The organism is Limibacter armeniacum (genome assembly GCF_036880985.1).
Lineage (GTDB): Bacteria > Bacteroidota > Bacteroidia > Cytophagales > Flammeovirgaceae > Limibacter > Limibacter armeniacum.
The window spans coordinates 40,477-59,750 of the sequence record NZ_JBAJNO010000001.1 but is presented as its reverse complement, the minus strand read 5'-3'; the positions used below and the strand labels follow the sequence as shown (position 1 = coordinate 59,750).

The 19,274-nt window shown below is 43.5% G+C and carries 12 protein-coding genes; 8 read left to right on the top strand and 4 right to left on the bottom strand.

Translation table 11 applies throughout. From position 1 onward, the window contains the following. Positions 1-210: 210 nt before the first annotated feature. Together V6R21_RS00195 and V6R21_RS00190 are read right to left on the bottom strand one after the other, a co-directional pair. Positions 211-1,941, bottom strand: a complete 1,731-nt coding sequence (locus tag V6R21_RS00195) for a SusD/RagB family nutrient-binding outer membrane lipoprotein (RefSeq protein ID WP_334239760.1) — start codon at positions 1,939-1,941, stop codon at positions 211-213. A 3-nt stretch (positions 1,942-1,944) separates the two neighbouring features. Further along, the gene (locus V6R21_RS00190; protein ID WP_334239759.1) at positions 1,945-5,466 is read right to left on the bottom strand and encodes a SusC/RagA family TonB-linked outer membrane protein; all 3,522 of its coding nucleotides are present in this window, start codon (positions 5,464-5,466) and stop codon (positions 1,945-1,947) included. A 509-nt stretch (positions 5,467-5,975) separates the two neighbouring features. Here V6R21_RS00190 and V6R21_RS00185 point away from each other — a divergent pair. The 4 genes from V6R21_RS00185 (at position 5,976) to V6R21_RS00170 (ending at position 13,471) form a co-directional block, all read left to right on the top strand. Beyond that, positions 5,976-7,106, top strand: coding sequence for a glycoside hydrolase family 10 protein (locus V6R21_RS00185; RefSeq protein ID WP_334239756.1), 1,131 nt, complete (start codon positions 5,976-5,978; stop codon positions 7,104-7,106). A gap of 316 nt (positions 7,107-7,422) precedes the next feature. Next, positions 7,423-9,039 carry a DUF5018 domain-containing protein gene (locus V6R21_RS00180; protein ID WP_334239755.1) on the top strand — a complete coding sequence of 539 codons (1,617 nt, stop codon included), beginning with the start codon at positions 7,423-7,425 and terminating at the stop codon, positions 9,037-9,039. A 104-nt stretch (positions 9,040-9,143) separates the two neighbouring features. Next, complete coding sequence (locus V6R21_RS00175) at positions 9,144-11,111, top strand: family 10 glycosylhydrolase (RefSeq protein WP_334239753.1); 1,968 nt, start codon at positions 9,144-9,146, stop codon at positions 11,109-11,111. An 83-nt stretch (positions 11,112-11,194) separates the two neighbouring features. Next, positions 11,195-13,471 carry a phosphodiester glycosidase family protein gene (locus V6R21_RS00170; protein ID WP_334239751.1) on the top strand — a complete coding sequence of 759 codons (2,277 nt, stop codon included), beginning with the start codon at positions 11,195-11,197 and terminating at the stop codon, positions 13,469-13,471. A 2-nt stretch (positions 13,472-13,473) separates the two neighbouring features. Here the strand turns inward: V6R21_RS00170 and V6R21_RS00165 are convergent, their stop codons facing one another. Both V6R21_RS00165 and V6R21_RS00160 read right to left on the bottom strand, forming a co-directional pair. Continuing rightward, the gene (locus tag V6R21_RS00165; protein WP_334239748.1) at positions 13,474-13,677 is read right to left on the bottom strand and encodes a hypothetical protein; all 204 of its coding nucleotides are present in this window, start codon (positions 13,675-13,677) and stop codon (positions 13,474-13,476) included. Between the two features lie 138 nt (positions 13,678-13,815). Continuing rightward, entirely contained in the window at positions 13,816-13,959 is a 144-nt protein-coding gene (locus V6R21_RS00160) for a hypothetical protein (protein WP_334239747.1), read from the bottom strand. Positions 13,960-14,018: 59 nt separating this feature from the next. Here V6R21_RS00160 and V6R21_RS00155 point away from each other — a divergent pair, with 59 nt between their 5' ends. Genes V6R21_RS00155 through V6R21_RS00140 form a run of 4 tightly spaced genes read left to right on the top strand, consistent with a single transcriptional unit; the run spans position 14,019 to position 19,267 of the window. Beyond that, positions 14,019-15,500 (top strand): hypothetical protein, encoded by a 1,482-nt coding sequence (locus V6R21_RS00155; protein ID WP_334239744.1) that lies wholly within the window; start codon positions 14,019-14,021, stop codon positions 15,498-15,500. 19 nt (positions 15,501-15,519) lie between these two features. Continuing rightward, on the top strand, positions 15,520-17,727 hold the full coding sequence (locus V6R21_RS00150) for a hydantoinase/oxoprolinase family protein (protein ID WP_334239743.1): 2,208 nt from the start codon (positions 15,520-15,522) through the stop codon (positions 17,725-17,727). 8 nt (positions 17,728-17,735) lie between these two features. Further along, complete coding sequence (locus V6R21_RS00145) at positions 17,736-18,569, top strand: FAD-dependent oxidoreductase (RefSeq protein WP_334239741.1); 834 nt, start codon at positions 17,736-17,738, stop codon at positions 18,567-18,569. Then, positions 18,566-19,267, top strand: a complete 702-nt coding sequence (locus V6R21_RS00140) for an N-acetylmannosamine-6-phosphate 2-epimerase (protein WP_334239739.1) — start codon at positions 18,566-18,568, stop codon at positions 19,265-19,267. The genes V6R21_RS00145 and V6R21_RS00140 overlap by 4 nt, the downstream gene beginning before the upstream one ends. The last annotated feature ends 7 nt before the right edge of the window (positions 19,268-19,274 follow it).

Sequence of the window (19,274 nt, the reverse complement as noted above, 5' to 3'; positions counted from 1 at the left end):
TCAAAAGGGGATCTATATCTCACTTATTTTAAATACAATACCTGCCTATTTATTTTCACTCTAAAAATGAACGCGTTAATCTCCAATAAAAATAATATCATTTTCGACTTACATTTTAATCATTTTCATATAAATAATCAGATATACAATTGGATTTATTATTCAAGCCAGCACAACAGAAGAGGAGGTTTTTCAATATTTGCAACTTAATTATTTTCCTCCTGCCCACCATAATTTTGTTGTCATCAAATCTCCACCAATCCTTTGTGTTGCTGCTGATACACTTTCACCATTAAGTGTTTTTTCAGTTGAAGGATACTTTAATCGCTGTGGCATTTTTCCACCTGTTTCACCTCCTGAAGGAACTGTATATAAACTTGGGTAGCCAGTTCTACGGTACTCTGCCCAAGACTCGAAGCCATTATTGATATTGGCTATCCATTTCTGGGTAATGATTTGCTCCAAAGCATTGGTAGAGGTTAGTTTACCTGCCTCAGTTCTAAGGTAATCATCCACTTCAGCCTCCCCAATATTAAACATCTCCATGGAGGCTCTGATACCATTTTGGTAATGTTGTTCAGCATTACCTGATAACCACCCTTTTAAGCAAGCTTCTGCTTGGAGAAAGCATACTTCTGCATATAAGTATAGGTAAGTAGGGTAATCAGGTGCTATCATCAAACTACTGGTTCTGGAATATCTATTTTTCTCATAATGAACCAACTGATCAGGAGACACTCCATTAATCATTCCTTTATATAATTCTCCTTTCTCATTGTTAAACGTCTCCAGTTTGTTTTTCAAAAGTGTTGAAGAAGAACGTTCTACCAAAGAAGTGACAAAAGCTTCAATCGTCTCAATGCCTTGCTTCCCAGTTTCACTAATACCATCTCTTTGAAGCAATAACTCCATATAACTCTTGATCAGTTGACGCTCCAAATCAGTATAAAGATCAGCAGAAACTGAATTATCAGCATATTCATGAACCGCTGAAAGCAAGCTACGTAATTGGTCAACATAGTATTGCACTGGATCAGCCATTTTTTCCAATCTAGGGTCATTGAGTGACTTGAGTCTATCTACCAAATATTTACTGACCCTATACTCATCAAATTTATCTATCCACATGATAGGGTTTTGGTTTCGCTCATTGCCGCCTTCTGCCATTACCTGCATTTTTACAGAATGCTCATTGGACTGTAACAGTTCATACTGATCCATCTTCTTGATGTACTGCATCGTCATTTCCGGTGCTACATTGCTAACTCTTATTGCCAGCTTCAAGATCATGGATTGAGCAAACCTTCTCCACTGTCCAAGATCATCATTGAAAAGTATATCGGCAGCTCCCCACTCTACATTAGGATCTTCTTTTGGTAACATGTCCAATGCCATTACCAATTTGTCAAGCATCTGTTCATACACCTGCTTTTGGGTGTCAAAGGCAGGACTAATGTTTTCTCCAAAAGCTTGTGAATAAGGAATATCACCCCAAATATCAGTTACCCTATGCAATAGAAATACCTCCCAGATCATGGCACAAGCTTCTTTTTTGGACTGGTCACTTTCTCTTGACAAGTAAGCTGCATGGTGAGCATAACTCAGGAAGCTTCCATACTTATCTGCATAGTTCCCATTCCAAAAATAGTCAGCCCACTCATCATTATAGTAATATGAATCTGTATACCAACCCTCCTTGAAGTTGGCATAATACTGAGAGTAAAAGTTGACATACAGCTGTTGCATACGCTGATAATAGGTATAGTCCAAACTCCCCAGTCTCAAGCTTCGGGTAAAGATAGGTTCAGGTTCCAGCTCGGTCATACCTGTCTTACTGGTATTAATCTCATCAAAATGTCCTGTACAAGCCCCCAACAGCATAGATAACAACAGACCACTTGCTACCAACCAACTAATACCTAGTGTATATGTCCTTATCATAATTCAAAACTTTCCAGTAATCGAAACACCAACGCTCCTTGCGGTTGGATGCGAATACCTCTCAATTCCAATTGCATTTTCAAATTTCAGTACGGCATCAGGATCTATTCCCGGAGCTTTCCGATACAAGTATTGTAAGTTGCTCGCCACCAAGGATATCCTTAAATAGTCAAGATTTGTTCTCTCCAGTCGCTTATTGGAAAATGTGTAACCTACTGATAACTCCTTGATTCTTATAAAACTTGCATCATACACAAATGCCTCGTGGATGGCTCTTCCTCCTCTTGCCGATATTGTTGACCAATATCGTTGTGGATCTACATATTGACCGTTTGCTTCTTTTGTAAAGATATAGGGAGATTCATTTCCAATCTCACTATCATAATTAGGATTCTGATACGCTAACACTCCTTCTACCAAGTGTCCCCCTACTGGATTCCATTCAGAGGAAGTATACCCAAGCTCCTTTCGCATATTTTCAGATTCATACCATCGTTCTCTACCTTTCTCAGTCCACTCTCCTTTTCCATTACCTGAAAGCAACATGTTCGTAAATGAGAAAATCTCTCCTCCCATTCGGGTATCCAGCAAACAAGAGATATCAAAATTTCCCAACTTAAAATTAGTTGCCAAGCTTCCTGTCCAGTCTGGCGCATAATTTCCCAATACTTGCTTTTCTTCACTCATTACTGGCAAACCCTTATTGGGTCCATCTCCCATAACGACAATATTCCCTTCTTCATCCCGTAAGTATGCATTGCCTACTATTTGTCCATATGGCTCTCCTACTCTTGTCTCTACTGAAAGCCCTTCAATATTTGTCAGCTGAATGCTCTCCACATTCTTAGCCAATGACAACACCTTTGACCTGTTCGCATTGAAATTGAAAGTCCAGTCCCATTGGATTTCCTTTCTTTTTAAAAGGTCCCAATGAAGGTTCAACTCAATACCTCGGTTCTGTACCTCTCCAGCATTGATATTTTTCTCAATAAAACCGTAAGACGGTGCTACAGGTGTGGCAACAATCTGATTTCCGGTGATGGAATGATAATAAGTAAAAGAAGCCTGTACCCTATTATTGAAAAGACCAACATCACCACCAAACTCCACCGATGTGGTAATCTCAGGCTTTAAGTCATAATTGGGTTCTCTTGGACTATAATACCCATAAGGCTGTCCTAAATGTCCAGGCCCAGTATTATATATGAGCTCCAACCTATACGGAGGTGCATCATTACCTGCCTTTGCCCAAGAAGACCTCAGTTTTAGGTAATTGAGAAAGTGGTTATTTATTCCAAAGGTTTCTGCTACTAACCAACTTCCACTGATAGATGGGTAAAAGAATGAACGATTTGAAGCTGGTAATGTAGAAGACCAGTCATTTCTTCCTGTCAGATCAAGAAATAAAATATTGTCCCATGATACCCTACCAAACGCATATACAGACTGAATTTGCTTATGCTCAAAGATCTCTTGTGCTGCATAAGGCTCACTACCTAGCTCATTACTTCCAGAAACAGTGCTAGCTGTATTAATCGAGGAACCTTCCCGCATATAGTTCATTAGTGAGGTACCTACCGAAAAGCTTCCGGTTAGCCTATCCATGAAGTCTTTATCAGCTGTAGCCAATAGTGAATAGCTATTTTCTTTCACTACTACATCTGTCATACTTGATGACTCTCCATTAGATGCTGAAGAAACCTTGTAGGCAGTGTTCAGAGCTGTATGTAAATACTGTGTCACTTTATTAAAATCTGTCCCTATTGTTCCCTTGACAGATAACCACTTATTAGGGTTGTAAAATAGTTTGGCAAAACCGAACAGTTTATGCTGACTGTCGTGGTTATTGTTTTTATAGACACTCCAATAAGGATTCTGATTATAGGATATTTGCCCTGCTGCTACATTTGATTCATCCCATAACCTAGGGTATCCCTTACTGTCTTCATACTGCTCCAGACTTTTGATACTAATGCTAGTAGGCAATAAAGACAATGCATACATAGGGTTATCTGGTGACGCGGACAGGTTAGGTCTATTATTTTCAGAAAGGTTCCCATATATGCCTTGTACCTCCAGTTTCAGCTTTTCTGAAAACTTATAAAGTGTATGCCAATTCAGAAATAAAGACTGTGCAGTATTATTCGGTTGAACCCCTTCTTGACTTTCATAACTCACCGATGCAAAATTCATCCAATTGTCCCTTCCACCAGATAACTGCAAGGTAGAGCTGCCTCGAATTCCCTGCTGCCAGAAGCTGTTATGATCTCCAAAATTTCGGTAAGCCGTTTCTGCTCCGTCCCATTGGGTATATTTTCTGGTATCATAAGCAGGACCCCAGCTTTCTACCATATAAGGTTGAATTTTCCCATCAGAGGTATAGCTGTGCTTTCCCAGGTTTCCTCTTCCATAAGTTGACTGGTAAGCTGGTAATACCAAAGGAGATGAAACCGCTCCACTCATAGAAAATGTAGCACTCAACTTACCTGTAGAAGGGCTTTTGGTATTGATAAGAATAACTCCGTTGGCTGCTCTTGTTCCATAGAGTGCTGCTGCATTAGCCCCTTTCAGTACCGAAATACTTTCTATATCCTGAAGGTTTAGGAGTTGAATAGGCGTTCCGTAATCGACGCCACCACTCAATTCCAATGTTGACTGACTCAGGCTATTAATTGGAATCCCATTCAGTATATAAAGTGGGCTATTGACGCCTTTAATAGAATTATACCCCCTGATAACCACCTCGTTGCTACCATGTGATCCACTACCACCTTGTACAACCTGAAGACCTGAAAATTTGCCTGATAGTGCCGTTGTCAGGTTAGGATAAACTGTATTGTCAATTTGCTTAGTCGTAATACGCTCAACAGAGTAGCCCAAGGCTTTTTCTTTTTGAGGAATACCAAAAGCCGTAACCACTACCTCATCCAAGTTTTTAACTTCTTCCTTCAGAAAAAACGTAAGGTTGGACATACCCAACACAGGTTTCAAACTGCTGACAAACCCGAGACTTCTTACTTCCAAAAGTGAATCTTCAGCGCTCAACTTCAGTCGGTAAATACCATCTGTATCTGTAATACCTTTCACTTTACCGTCTACAAGTAGGTAAGCGCCCGGAATCGGGATGTTACGCTGATCGGTAACCTTAACCAATACATGTTGTATTTGAGCTGCATCACCAGATTTTTTACGCACCGATATATTGGGAAGACTGACCTGAAACTCTAACCCTGTCTGCTTTGTAATCTCCTCTAATACTGTAGATAGTTCTTTCCCAGATGTATCAATTGAGATTGCTTTTTCCGTCATAAGGTCTTGTTCCATATAGAAAAATGAAACGTTGTACTTCTTTTCAATATGACTGAAAAGCGCTTCGATCGTTTTATCTTTTTGGGTGTTATCGGAAGTGCGACTAGACAAAGAAACTGGTACTTGACCGGTTGCGGAGTACATACCGATCATCAGCCCACAAAAAATGCTTTTGCGCAGAAATCCATTGAATATGTTAACGGCTCTCTTAAACATTTGAAATCAGTAGAATCACCAGTCAAACGACTACTTGTAGGGTAATACTTCTTTAGCTACTAACGAGTAGATCAATACAAATAAAGGTCACCTAACCTATTGTATTTTAAGTGTATAAGTAACTAATAAATTAATCATGGACACATAGATAAGCGTAATAATGATCAGATCTTATATGCCAAATATTATAATTATCATCAACAAAACACAATGATTAATGGATATGAGTAATATTTCTTTGATAAAATATCAAAGTAATTTGATAAAGCGAAACACCAAACTACCTATCAACAATATATAACTACGCTTGTAGCAGTTATCCAATTCAACCGTTCAAATGACAATTAAATTTATTGTATCAGAATTGAGTACAGGAATGTTCTAAAAGGCTCTTCTGTATAAAGTTTATTTCAACCATCCAATTTGACAGGTCAATGATGCAAAAGAAACTAAGGCAACACATCCAGGTTCTGATCATAATACTTCTGGCTGCTACAAGCTGTAAACAAATGGGCAGCAATACCACAATTCAAGCGGATAAACAAGAAGCTGTTGCCCCTACTGAAGCTGTAAGGGGAGTTTGGGTTACCAATGTGGCTAGTGAAGTGCTTTACTCAAAAGAGAATATAGAAGAAGCGGTAAACCTCTGTGCAGAGCTTGGAATCAACTCCATCTTTATGGTGACTTGGAACAAGGCTAGCACCATGTACCGATCAGAGGTAATGAAAAAATTTACCGGTGTAGAAATTGACCCTGTACTTGACCCTGAAAATTCCGGAAGGGATCCACTGAAGGAAATGATTGAGGCCGCACATGCCAAAGGGATCAAGGTTTTTGCTTGGTTTGAATTCGGGTTCTCGTCATCCTACCAAAATCAGGGTGGTATCCTGATACAGAAAAAGCCGGAATGGGCATCTCTGACACATGACGGTAAGCTCGTAACCAAAAATGGCTTCGACTGGATGAATGCTCTGGATACTGAAGTACAGGACTTTATGCTATCCTTGGTATTGGAAGTCGTTCAAAAATATGATGTGGATGGCATTCAGGGAGATGACCGTCTGCCAGCCATGCCTACCACAGGCGGCTACAATCCTTCAGTGATTGAAGCGTACAAAAAAGAGCACTTTGGACAGGAACCTCCCGCTTACTACAAAGACTTTGAGTGGGTCAACTGGAGAGCTGAGCGACTCAATAAGTTTATGGAAAGACTCTACAAGCAAGTAAAGTCATCTGATCCAAACTGTATCGTCTCCATGGCTCCTTCTGTATATCCATGGTCAAAGGAGGAGTATTTGCAGGACTGGCCTACTTGGGTCAACCAAGGGTATGTAGACCTTATTGTTCCTCAATGCTACCGATATGATATTAATTTTTATAAGTCCACAGTTGAGGCTTCACTGGATTACATTGTCAAAGACAGGAGACATATATTTTATCCGGGTATGCTGATCAAAGCTGGAGAGAAAATGCCTGAAGAAGCGTTTTTTGAGCAGATGCTAGAGGCAAACCGTCAGTTAGGTTGTCAAGGTGAAGTGTATTTTTTCTATGAAGGACTTCATAAATACAAAGACATTATAAAGCAGCGTTACGCTGAAACCGAAGTACAGTTTCCTACTTACCTTCAGGCAAAAAGATAAAGTTAGAATAGCGTTGAATTACCTATACTGTTTTGTTGAAAAGGCTACCCAAAAGGTAGCTTTTTTTATTTCCCCCGACCCGCTAAGATGTATTTTTTACAATTAAAACTCAAGAATTATACACTAACAATCAATCACTTACACAAACTTAAATGTAAATGAGTGTAAAAAATAAATAAACAGGTGGTTACAAATTCAGTCATGTTGACTCACTATAACAAACATGGGTGTTGCATGTACAGTGAACGGCAATTCTTGTACATGCTAAGACACCACATGCGTATAGAACATATTCAAATTTATAACCATCATGTTTATGAAAAAGGTTTTTAACTATTTTGTGAATTTGCTTTTAGCAATGGCGCTTATTGGCGGATTTACAGCTTGTGATGACAAAGAAGAAACTCCAGATCTTAGCTCCGAAGCGATGATCAGCTCTTTTGATTTTGCCTCTCTTGACCTTCCTGAAAGTGCTGTCTCTATGGACGGAAATGTAATTACCGTTACTGTTCCGTTTGGTACTGACATTACAAAATTAACTCCTAGTATTTCAATATCTGAAGGGGCTGTAATCAACCCTAAAATAGGTGAAATGGACTTCAGCAGCGATGTAAGCTTTATCGTTACAGCTGAAGATGGTCAAACAAAAGCTACATATACTGTGAAGGTTATTGTTGCAGCACCGACAGATGGTTCAATCACTGAGATCTTGGTATCGGAGGCTAATGAAGTAACATTTGATGGGAATACTATTATCATCAAGGTATACGAAGGCACTGATGTGACAGCTTTGGCACCAGAAATCGTACTGACTGATGGCTCTACTGTTAGCCCTGCTTCAGGTGTAGCTCAAGACTTTACTAACGCAATTGAATACACTGTTTCATTTGGTGACGAAACAAAAGTATATACCGTAAAAGTTGAATTTGTACCATACGGTTTCAGCACTACAAGCGAAGTTTACAACTTCTCTGCAGCTACTGCTTCTATTCCTTTCTTCTTTACAGCTGATGGTGAAAGAAGTATCGCAGCTACTAAAGACTTTATCTTTGTTCCTTCAAAAGCCAATAGTAAAATCTACAAGATCTCTACTGCTGGTGGTGCTGCTGAGTTCACGGAAAATGACACATTGAGCACTACTGGTGTAACTGGTGGTGTTTGGAAAATCGCACACGTAAGAACAAATGGCGAAGCCATCCTTGCTTCCAATATGAACTGGACTGGTGGCGAATACAAAATCTATAAGTGGGATGATGCAAACGACTTGGAGCCTTCAGTATTGGTTTCACTTCCTAACGTAGAAGCGAGATTTGAGAACTTTGAAGTGTTCGGTGATGTAAATGGTGATGCTATGGTGTACGCGATGGAATTCCCTGGCTTCAACTCCGTACCAAACAATATAACTGTTTATATGTGGACCATCACTGGTGGTGTAGCTTCAGCTCAACCTGAGAAAGTTACTTTGGCTGATATTGCTAAAGCAGGTAACTATGCAAATGCATGTGGACTACCTGACGGCAATATCTTGGTTAACGGTGCTGACATCACACCTACAATTTACAGCACAACTGGTGAACAATTAGCAGTTATGGCTACTGATGCGATCGGTAAACGTACTGTAGGTACTACTTACTTTGAATTCAATGGCGCAAAATACCTGGCGACTATGCTATGTGAGGATGGTGGTGAAAAAAACCAGAAGCTTCAGATTTTTGATGTAACTGGTGCATCACTGATTGAGACCTTTAAGACAATTACAGCAGCTGATACTCAAGTGGTAGGCGAAGGCAGACTGGTTTACGAACTGTTGCTTGGCAACGAGTTAAACGGTAACGTTTCAGGTGCTACGACTATTGTAGTAGAAGAGGATAAGGTAATTGTAGCAGGTCTTGCGACTGCTAACGGTCTAGCAGTAGTAGAGCTAATGAAATAAACAATCACTCTTCATAACAAGAGGTAACCCGACTATGGGTTACCTCTTTCTTTTATCCATTCTTTCGGCAGCTTAACGCCAGAAACACTAAATGACAAACAGCCATGAACTCCTTTAAATCTTTACTGGCCATTTTCTGTGCCATTGTATTGCTAATCGGGTGTGAGGAAAAGGACCCTCTTTCACTTAACAACGTTGAATCCTTTGTCTTCGAAGCACTCAACACAACTGGCAATATCAATCAGGAAGAGAATAGCATCGAAATTTATGTACCTAATGGTACAGACCTATCAGACCTGACTCCAACCATTCAGGTATCAGAAGGAGCTATAGTTGAGCCTGCATCAGGACAAAGTAATAATTTCAAAAATCCAGCAGCCTATTCCGTAACGGCTGAAAATGGCTCACTGAACATATACACCGTATATGTTAAGCTGATCAACAACAACATCCAAACCTTCTCATTGCTTGATCAGCTAGGTACAATGGGAGCTGATAACACTATTACCTTTAACTTCCCATTCGGAACAGAAATAACAAACCTCACTCCGACCATCACCTTTGATGAAAACGCCACCATTGAACCAGCCGCTGACAGTCCGCAGGACTTTACTGCTCCCGTGACTTACACCTTAACCGCAGAAAATGGCGACAAAAATACCTATACAGTAAAAGTGAATGTTGCGGCAGGCAGTGATGCCAATGAATTGCTGTCATTCCATATCAAGGAGCTTTTTGCAGATGGTGTGATCGAAAGCAATCAGATATCTCTTCAGCTGCCTTATGGAACAGACCAAAGTCAGTATCTTGATTTACAACACCTGACAGTAGAGGCAGAAGTTTCAGAGCATGCATCCATTGATGCGACCTTGAACTCGTTTGACCTTTCAACAAAAGAAATTACGGTAACTTCCCAGTCTGGCCTGACAAATACCTATAGCCTGAATGTAGAGATTGAGGAAGAAAATCCGGAAGCCATACGAGGTGTATGGCTCACAAACGTAGCCAGCAATGCCATGGCTTCACCTGAAAATATAGAAGAGGCCGTCAACAGAATCGATGAGTTGGGTTTCAATACCATCTTTGCTGTCACCTACAATAAGTTCCAAACGCTTCACCCTAGTCAGGTGTTGAAAGACCTTTATACGGCAGGCGAACAAGCTGACCGTTCTACACAATTTTATTATGAAACTGCAGACAACGGATTTGACCCACTCCAAATTCTAATTGAAAAGGCACATGCTAAAGGAATCAAAGTGGTTGCTTGGTTTGAGTATGGTTTTGCTTACAAATATGGGGGTGTCAATACTGACACTGATTGGTTCTATAACTTTAAGCCTGACTGGTTTGCCAAGGATAGAAACGGCGATATTGCCAACAAGAACAACTTTTATTGGCTAAATGGCTTCCATCCAGAGGTGCAGCAGTTTATGATTGACTTGATTGTTGAGGTAGTTCAGAAATATGATGTAGATGGTATTCAAGGAGATGATAGACTACCTGCCCTACCCAATACTTCAGGCCATTCCGCTTATACCTTGCAACGCTATGCCGATGAGCACAATGGTGCTACGCCTCCTGCTTCAGATACAGAGCAATCATGGCTCAAATGGCGTGCAGATATCCTGACACAGTTTGGGGTTGATCTCTACAATGCAGTAAAATCAGCTGACCCTAACTGCTTAGTGACCTTCTCTCCAAGTGCATACAATTTCAGTTACTACAACTACTTGCAGGATTGGCCGGAATGGATCAATAAGGGGATTGTGGATATCGTATCACCTCAGCTTTATCGCTATGAGGATGCTGGATTCGAAGCCTATTCTTACCTGCTCAATTCACATATTACCACTGCCTCAGGGCTTGCTAAAAAACAGTTTGCCCCTGGTGTATTGATTGCAGCAGGAGGCTATATTCCTACTGATGAATACCTTGCTAGGCTGATCAAGTACAACAGGTCTCAAGGTATCATGGGAGAAGTACACTTCTTCTATGAAGCATTGTATCCTAAACGGAATGTGTTCCATGCACTTTACCCTGTAAAGCCACAGTTTCCACAGCTGAATCAATAGATAAAAAAGTAGATAGAGACGCAACCGACTACGTTGCGTCTCTATTTTTTTTGAAGCAAACGCAATGATCAACCCTTAAACTGATGACAATGAAAAAATACCTACTCCTGACCCTTCTACTCTGTTCCGGTTGGGCAGCTACTGCACAGCAGTATGACCTTAGCAACCTTACCTGGACACCAAGGGAAGACCTGAACCAAAATTTACCTGCATCAATCAAAGTATACGAAACCAACACAACGATCAAGAATGAGGCAGGAAACGAGATTCCCATCAATGCTTTCTACACAATTGCTGATCTGAAGGCTGGTGATGTAACTGTCAGGGCTGTATTGTCAACTGATGGAGCCAAGACACCTACACAATTCTATCAGGAAACAGGTGAGCAAGCTTATTTGGTAACCAATGGAGGTTATTTTGGTGGCAGCAATTCTTACAGTCTACTGGTCGATGAAGGCAAAATACTGTCAGACAATATCAGTGCGGTGACCCGTACTCTAGGTACATACTACCCCACAAGGGGTGCCTTTGGTCTGGACGCCAACGGCACACTGGATATAGCATGGGTTTACAGTACGGAAAGCAGGAAAACCGTCTACAGCTACCCTGCTCCTTCCCCAAACAACATGAGCAAAACACCCCAACCCAAACCTACCGTTGACTTCCCTGAAGGGGGAATGCCTTGGGAGATGCAAATAGCTATCGGAGGCGGACCGATCTTGGTCAATGAAGGGGTAAAGGTTGGAGACTATGAAGCAGAGGCATTCCAAGATGACATCGCCAAATCTGTTGCGCCCAGAACCTGTATCGGTTATACAGCTGACGGAAAGGTGATTTCTTTTGTAGCAGATGGCAGGCAAACACACAGTGTAGGTCTTCCGCTTCCTGTCATGACAGATATTATGATTAGCCTTGGTTGTGTAGAAGTACTTAACCTTGATGGCGGTGGTTCATCGGCTATGGCAGTCAATGGAGAATTACTGAACAAGCCATCAGACGGAACGCAACGGGCTGTACCAACAGCGCTGATGTTTGTAAAAGCACCGACTATCTTGGATACAGAAAGTACACAGTATTTTGAAAGAGGCACAGCTTCCTTTTCGGAATCAGGAGCAGCTGGGGCCTATGGCACTTCTGCTACCAGAACTGTTGCAACAGCTGATAAACCAACAGCTGAAGGTGGTTATACTTTCCCTAGCTTGCAACCCGGTAAATACAGTCTGTACAGCTGGTGGGCAGCCGAAACAGATATGGCCTCTGCTGTACCTTACAGCATTGTCAATGGAGGACTGAAAGACACCATTAGCGTTACTGTTGACCAATCTGTGGTGGGGTCTGGCGGACAGTTCAACCCTATTGGGGAGTTTCACTTGAGTGAAAAGGATACACTGCTGATTTCCAACAATGCCACAGGAGGGAACTACATCTCGATCGATGCCATCAAGCTTATGCTTAAGGAAAAAAGTAAATGTGAAATCAGCTTTTTGGACGACAAACCAAGTGGGAAGTTTGCTACTGGTGAGACAGTAACCAACCAGCTTGAAATCAAATCTCCAAACAGCGGCATCGATATCGCCAAGATCACCTTAAAAGAAAAAGATAAAGTCGGGCTTCTGATCGACAAGCAAATGGAAGGAGAATTGGAAACGGTGGTTCCATTTACCTATCAAGTAGAAAGCACTCATGGCCAAAGCATTACACTGGAGGCACAAGTAACTGATACGGAAGGCACAGTTGTAAGCAATACATTCCTGATCAATGTAGACAACACACCTCCTATTATAGAGTTTACTGAAAATGATCGGGATGAGCTTGCAATCATAGCGCAACAGGACAGTACCATCACTTATGAACTGGTTATGCTTGCCATTACCAAGACCCGCCCGATCAAGACCTTGAAAGTTTTTAAACAGGAAGAGGACAATACGCCTGAGCTATTAGAAACCATTGATCTAGAGGAAACGCTTTCTCAGACCTACACTTACGGTTATACTCTGAACGAGCAAACGGACAAAGTCAAGTTACTGTTTGAACTGTCAGATGTATTAGGTGTCAGCAATACTGCCACCCTTTCCATGACAGTGGAAGGTGTAGAGCAAGAGGTTACAGCAATTGATGTTGGCATAAGCGGTAAAAAGCTGGTTGCAGGGCCAATACCTATTAAGGGACTGTTGAATATCAGCTCACCATCCAGCATTCAGGAAATCAAAATTCTATCAGCTGATGGAAAACTGTTGTATCAAGAAGAAGGGACCTTCGGAATACATTTTACCTTGCCCGAACAGCTTTTCCCTGCTGGCGCTTCTGTCATACACCTGCAATCTGCAGAGGGAACAACATATCTCAAGGTAATCAGGTAATATCAGGCATTCGAAAAGAGTCTATTCAAGTATAGGCTCTTTTCCTCTAACTGCTTGTACGTCCTGCGCAGCGTGTCCCGTCTTTCTTCCATCTTGCGGATTTTGATATTCACCGCCATACGGTCACATTCGATTGTGTCACGTCTCAGTTTAAGCCGCTTCAGCTCATCCTTCTGGAGTCGTTTTTCCAATTGGTCTACACTCATGTTTAAGGGGGGATGATGTAATAGAAATTAGCAATAAACCACCAAGATAATATTACAGGCATAAATGATACTTTTCACCTAACATCTTGCCTGTATGTTTTTATGACAGAATAAACCAACACACCCCTATTCTATAGCTCACACAAATTCAAACAATTGCGCTTCGCCTGATCCCTTGACCATCACACCTCTTCCCCCTTTAGATTGGACAAAACCAAGTGTGATAGGACATCTCCAACATACTGTCTCAAGAATTTCCTGACCATCATGGGTACAGCCCATAGCGTTCCTACTCTGTTTAGTGAAAATGATTGATATGCTAATGAACTAACCGGTAGATAATGGAAATAATAAAGACCATTGGCATCCTTGCCATATTTTTAACCATGGCAGGCTTAATGTTCAAGCGAATATTGCCTGCACTGATTGCCCTTCCTTCAATGGCAATCCTGATTGCACTGGTAGGAGGCGTCACCATCAACGACACCATTACCCATGTCATAGGCCTAGGGTCTGTCAAGCTTTCCAATGCGATGGTGGTAGCCATCTTTGGAGGCATGCTCAGCATCCTGCTGCAAAAAACCAAAGTCGCGGAATCTTTCATCAAGAAAGGCGCTGAACTCTCAGGGGATAATCCTTGGATCATTTCCATTATCATGATGGCACTGATCGTGTTGCTCTTCACCACACTCGGTGGACTGGGCGCTATCATCATGGTGGCGACCATTGTACTGCCTATCCTCTCTTCGGTTGGGGTCGGTTCCATGACGGCTGTAGGCATCTTCCTGATGGGAGTCAGTATCGGTGGTGCGCTCAATGTGACCAACTGGGCAGTCTACATACAGGTATTGGGGTTGAGCATTGATGAGGTAAGACCTTTTGCCTTGGTCATGTTTGGTATTGGACTAACGACCTCCATCATATATGTGACCATCCAACTCTACCGAGATGGACACAACCTCAACCTCAAGAGCATTGTGGTCAAAAGCCTGTTGATCGTGCTTGCTGCAGGTGGAGCCAAGATAGGATATGACTATGCCTTAACTGCTGAACAGCAAGGTGCGATCGACCAAGTATTCCAAATGGTAGGACTCGGCATTAAATACACTGTAGGTGTAGCTGTGCTGGGGCTTTTTGCTGCTGCCATCTATCGTGTCATCAGCGGCAAGAATGAGCAAGCAAAAGAGCCACACTGGATCACTATCTTCTCTCCTATTATTCCGCTGTTTCTCATCCTGCTGTTTGATGTGGACTTTATCGCAGCGTTTGTTTTCGGGCTCCTGTACACATTCATCTCTACCTATAAAAAAGGTGGGCTGAACCTCTTTATTCAGGCAAGCTTTGAAGGTGCTGCTGTCGTGATGCCTGCCGTCATCCTGATGTTCGGGATTGGTATGCTGCTGGTGGCCATCATGGGACCAGGCGGAACTGCGGATGTTTCCCACTATGCAGAAGGATGGCCGGTGATTGCCTTGCTCAAGCCCTTGATTGCGCACATAGTACCCACACACCCTATCTCCTATATCCTGATCTTCACATTGGCTGCTCCATTGGCGCTGTACCGTGGCCCACTAAATGTATGGGGCATGGGCTATGGACTGGCTGCTGTGCTGATGGCCAGTGGCATGACAGGCGGAGCCATTATGGGACTGCTCATGGCTACCGGACAGATTCAGGGTATCAGTGACCCCACCAACATTCAAAATGTATGGCTCGCCAATGAGATGAAAGTAGATGTGCAGAAGGTGCTTTGGAACACGCTTCCATACGCTTGGGTCATGGCACTGCTTGGGCTGATCACAGCCGCTTATATGTTCGTGTAAACCGAAAAATCATAAAGATATGACCATAGAGAATGTTGAACAGGAAGCTGCCAAAACAGCTCGCCAGACAGGGTCAAGAAAAATAAAGATCGGCATCGATGTAGGCGGGACCTTCACCCATGCCGTGGCGATTGAGATTACCAAATTTGAAGTGGTTGGCAAGTCTTGCGTTCCCACTACCCACACCGCCAAGGAAGGCGTTGCCAAGGGTGTGGTAGATTCCATGCAGCAACTGATGGAGGAAGCGGGCATCCACCCGGATGAAGTGGTGCTGATCGCCCACTCCACCACCCAAGCGACCAATGCCTTGCTCGAAGGTGATGTGGCCAAAGTCGGCATCATCGGGATGGGGAAAGGGCTTGAAGGACGTAGGGCAAAGAAAGAGACCAACCTCAATGATATTCAGTTGGCGCCTGGCAAAAAACTGCCTACCTGCTTCCGCTTTCTGGAAACCTCTACCCCTCTGGCAGAGAAAGCCATTGAGCAAGCTATCAATGAACTGATGGCAGAAGGGGCCGAAGTAATCGTGGCTTCTGAAGCATTTGGGGTGGATGACACTGCCCATGAAGATCTGGTAGTGAAAGTGGCCACCAAGATGGGCTACAAGGCTACAGCTGCCAGTAGCATCTCCAAGCTATATGGCTTGAGAGTCCGTACACGTACTGCTGTAATCAATGCATCCATGATGCCCAAGATGCTCGAAACCGCTAATATGACGGAGCAATCCATCCGCAGGGCGGGCATCAAGGTACCATTGATGGTAATGCGCTCTGACGGGGGTATCATGGACATTAACGAGATGCGTCGCCGCCCGATCATGACGATGTTGTCAGGTCCTGCTGCCGGTGTAGCTGCTGCATTGATGTATGCCCGAATTTCTGATGGCATCTTTATCGAGGTAGGCGGTACGTCTTCAGATATATCCGTGATCAAGAATGGCAAGCCACAGGTGAAGTCTGCCCAGATTGGTGGACAGCGCCTTTACCTGCAAACACTGGACGTAAGGACATTGGGTGTAGGCGGTGGCTCGGTGCCAAGGTTTGACAGCAAAAGAATCATTGATGTAGGCCCACGCTCGGCACATATCGCAGACTTGCATTATGCTGCATTCTCGGAAAATACCGACTTCTCGGACATCTCGCTGGAGAAGGTACAACCGAAAGAAGGAGACCCGAAAGACTACCTGAAGATTGCCAGAAAAGATACAGCAGAAGCATTTACGGTAACGCCTACAGGTGCTGCCTATCACTTGGGCATGGTGAAGGACGTTGGGCATGGTGGTGCCAACAAACTGGCAGTGCACAATGTGTTTGAAGCATTGGCCCAACAATTTGATTCAACACCTGAACGCATTTCAGAAGATATCCTGACCATCTCAGCCAAGAAGATAGAACCCGTGATCAAGCAACTGGTACGGGAGTACAAGCTTGACCATAACATGGTACAGTTTGTAGGGGGTGGCGGTGGTGCCTCTGCGATTGTGCCCTTTACAGGTGCCTTTATGAAGATACCCCATACCATCGCCAAAAACTGTGAAGTGGTCTCTGCCATAGGGGCAGCACTGGGCATGATACGGGATACTGTTGAGCGGAACATTCTGAACCCTACCGATCAGGACATTGTCGCAATCCGTCAGGAAGCCGCTGCCTCTGTCATTGCGATGGGAGCCAAACCAGAAACGGTAGAGGTAAGCATTGAGCTGGACAACAAGAACAAGAAAATAATTGCCGTTGCCATGGGTTCCAGCGAACTGCGCACCAAGGAACTGCAGATCGAAAAGCTTACTGACGAGCAACTCAAGGCCCGTTGTGCCCAATCGATGAATGTAGCAACTGAAGAGATCATCCAATATGGTACAACAGGTACGCTGCATGCCATGGGTTATGTAGCACATTCCACTTCACTTTTTGGGCTGATCAAGCACAAGAAGCAACACCTGCGTGTGATCGATGCGGAAGGGGCTATCCGATTGCAGATGAAAGACTGCCTGATACACAGCACCCAAGTCGCCCAGATAAGGGGAACGGTCACAGACATGATTGCGTCACTGACTTCTTTTGGTGATGCAGGTGGGCTGGTGCCAGATATCTATATCCTGATCGGCAGCAAGATCGTGGACCTTTCCGGTTTGGTGGAAGCCTCACAGATCATGGCACTGATCGAAGTGGAAACCAAGAAAGTGGCAGCCACTGATACTGTCGCCATTATTGCATTACCTAAAAACTGATACAACACATGAAATACGACTATATCATACATAACGCTTCCATTACGGGTGTGGCTTTGGCTATAAGCCTGAAAAGGGCTGGAAAAGCTGTCCTGCTGATCAACAATTACGGCTTCTGTGGAGGTAGCATCACGGAATCGCTTAACCTGTTACAGGAAACCGATGACGTACAAGGAATAGCAGAAGAGTTGCTAAGCTCAATCAGAAAGCAGAACAGGGCTGTCCACCTACAGGAAGGCAATCAGGTCATACTCAATCCTGAGGTGGTCAAGTCTGTATTGCTCTACACACTGGAAGATGAAAGCATTCCTTACCTGCTACATGTAAAAGCACAGGCTGTGGACTGCTCAGAAGATGGCGTTACGGTAACACTGGTAGCCAAAGAAGGAACCATTACCAAGACAGCCGCACAAGTCATTGATGCTTCTGACGACCAGTACCTGTTGCAACTGGCTACTACAGAAAAGGCTGTACTAACACAAAAGCGGATACACCTGATGGTCACACCACCTCAGCATGACAGCTTCCTGTTGGCTCCCTACATGAGAACCTTTAAGCAGGTGGAAGATGGCAGGTATTGGGTCAGCTTGGCACTCACCCCCCAGACACAGCTATTCTCTGAGATGGAAGCCAATGAAACCAATGATGACTTTGCCCATAGGCTAAGAATGTCAGGGGCAAGAATTCAGCTGCTACCAGCCCAGACACAATCCGTGATGGACTTCAGTAAGGTAACAGAGGCAAGCAACCGCATCATGGGCACTGTATCCAGCAAAAATGCCCAGCAGGAATTTGCCAAGGCCTCAGAGATGGTGGAACGTTTAAATGCCATTGCTGTATGAGTATCATGGAACAACTGAAGAATGGACTGATCGTTTCGTGTCAAGCAGAGGGCGACTCCCCATTCAATACCACAGAAGGTGTCAGCAATTTTGCGGAGACTGCCAAGATGGGCGGTGCCATTGCCATCCGCTCTCAGGGTGTCGAAAAAACAGCGGCCATTATCAAGCGGGTTGACCTGCCAGTTGTTGGACTGGTCAAGTCATCCTTTGATGACGGGTATGTACGCATTACCGGTTCTTTCAAGGATGTGGAAGCCTTGGTGGAGATCGGTACCCATATCATTGCCATTGACGGCACATTCAGGGAACGAGAAGGGATGAGTGGCCCCGAATTTATCAAGGAGGTGAAGCAGCGATACAACTGCATCGTCATGGCTGATATTGCCACTGTCGAAGAGGGAGAAGCTTGTGAGGCGGCTGGAGCAGACTGCCTTTCCACTACACTATCGGGCTATACGCCAAATACAAAAGACAAACCTAAGGACGGGCCTGACTTTGAATTTCTGGAGCAGATGGTCGCCTCATCAAAGGTGCCTGTGTTTGCCGAAGGAAGGGTAAATACCCCAGCAGATGCAGCCAGAATGATCGAATTGGGCGCATGGGCTGTCGTGGTTGGGTCTGCCATTACAAGGCCACACCTGATTACAGAATGGTATGTGGAGAAAATCAAGGAAGTGACTAAAACTTATATCGGATAAAGATACT

Bases quoted from the DNA above. Each gene is read 5' to 3' on its own strand.
- V6R21_RS00195 (WP_334239760.1), bottom strand. From the start codon at position 1,941: ATGATAAGGACATATACACTAGGTATTAGTTGGTTGGTAGCAAGTGGT.
- V6R21_RS00190 (WP_334239759.1), bottom strand. From the start codon at position 5,466: ATGTTTAAGAGAGCCGTTAACATATTCAATGGATTTCTGCGCAAAAGC.
- V6R21_RS00185 (WP_334239756.1), top strand. From the start codon at position 5,976: ATGGGCAGCAATACCACAATTCAAGCGGATAAACAAGAAGCTGTTGCC.
- V6R21_RS00180 (WP_334239755.1), top strand. From the start codon at position 7,423: ATGAAAAAGGTTTTTAACTATTTTGTGAATTTGCTTTTAGCAATGGCG.
- V6R21_RS00175 (WP_334239753.1), top strand. From the start codon at position 9,144: ATGAACTCCTTTAAATCTTTACTGGCCATTTTCTGTGCCATTGTATTG.
- V6R21_RS00170 (WP_334239751.1), top strand. From the start codon at position 11,195: ATGACAATGAAAAAATACCTACTCCTGACCCTTCTACTCTGTTCCGGT.
- V6R21_RS00165 (WP_334239748.1), bottom strand. From the start codon at position 13,677: ATGAGTGTAGACCAATTGGAAAAACGACTCCAGAAGGATGAGCTGAAG.
- V6R21_RS00160 (WP_334239747.1), bottom strand. From the start codon at position 13,959: ATGGGCTGTACCCATGATGGTCAGGAAATTCTTGAGACAGTATGTTGG.
- V6R21_RS00155 (WP_334239744.1), top strand. From the start codon at position 14,019: ATGGAAATAATAAAGACCATTGGCATCCTTGCCATATTTTTAACCATG.
- V6R21_RS00150 (WP_334239743.1), top strand. From the start codon at position 15,520: ATGACCATAGAGAATGTTGAACAGGAAGCTGCCAAAACAGCTCGCCAG.
- V6R21_RS00145 (WP_334239741.1), top strand. From the start codon at position 17,736: ATGAAATACGACTATATCATACATAACGCTTCCATTACGGGTGTGGCT.
- V6R21_RS00140 (WP_334239739.1), top strand. From the start codon at position 18,566: ATGAGTATCATGGAACAACTGAAGAATGGACTGATCGTTTCGTGTCAA.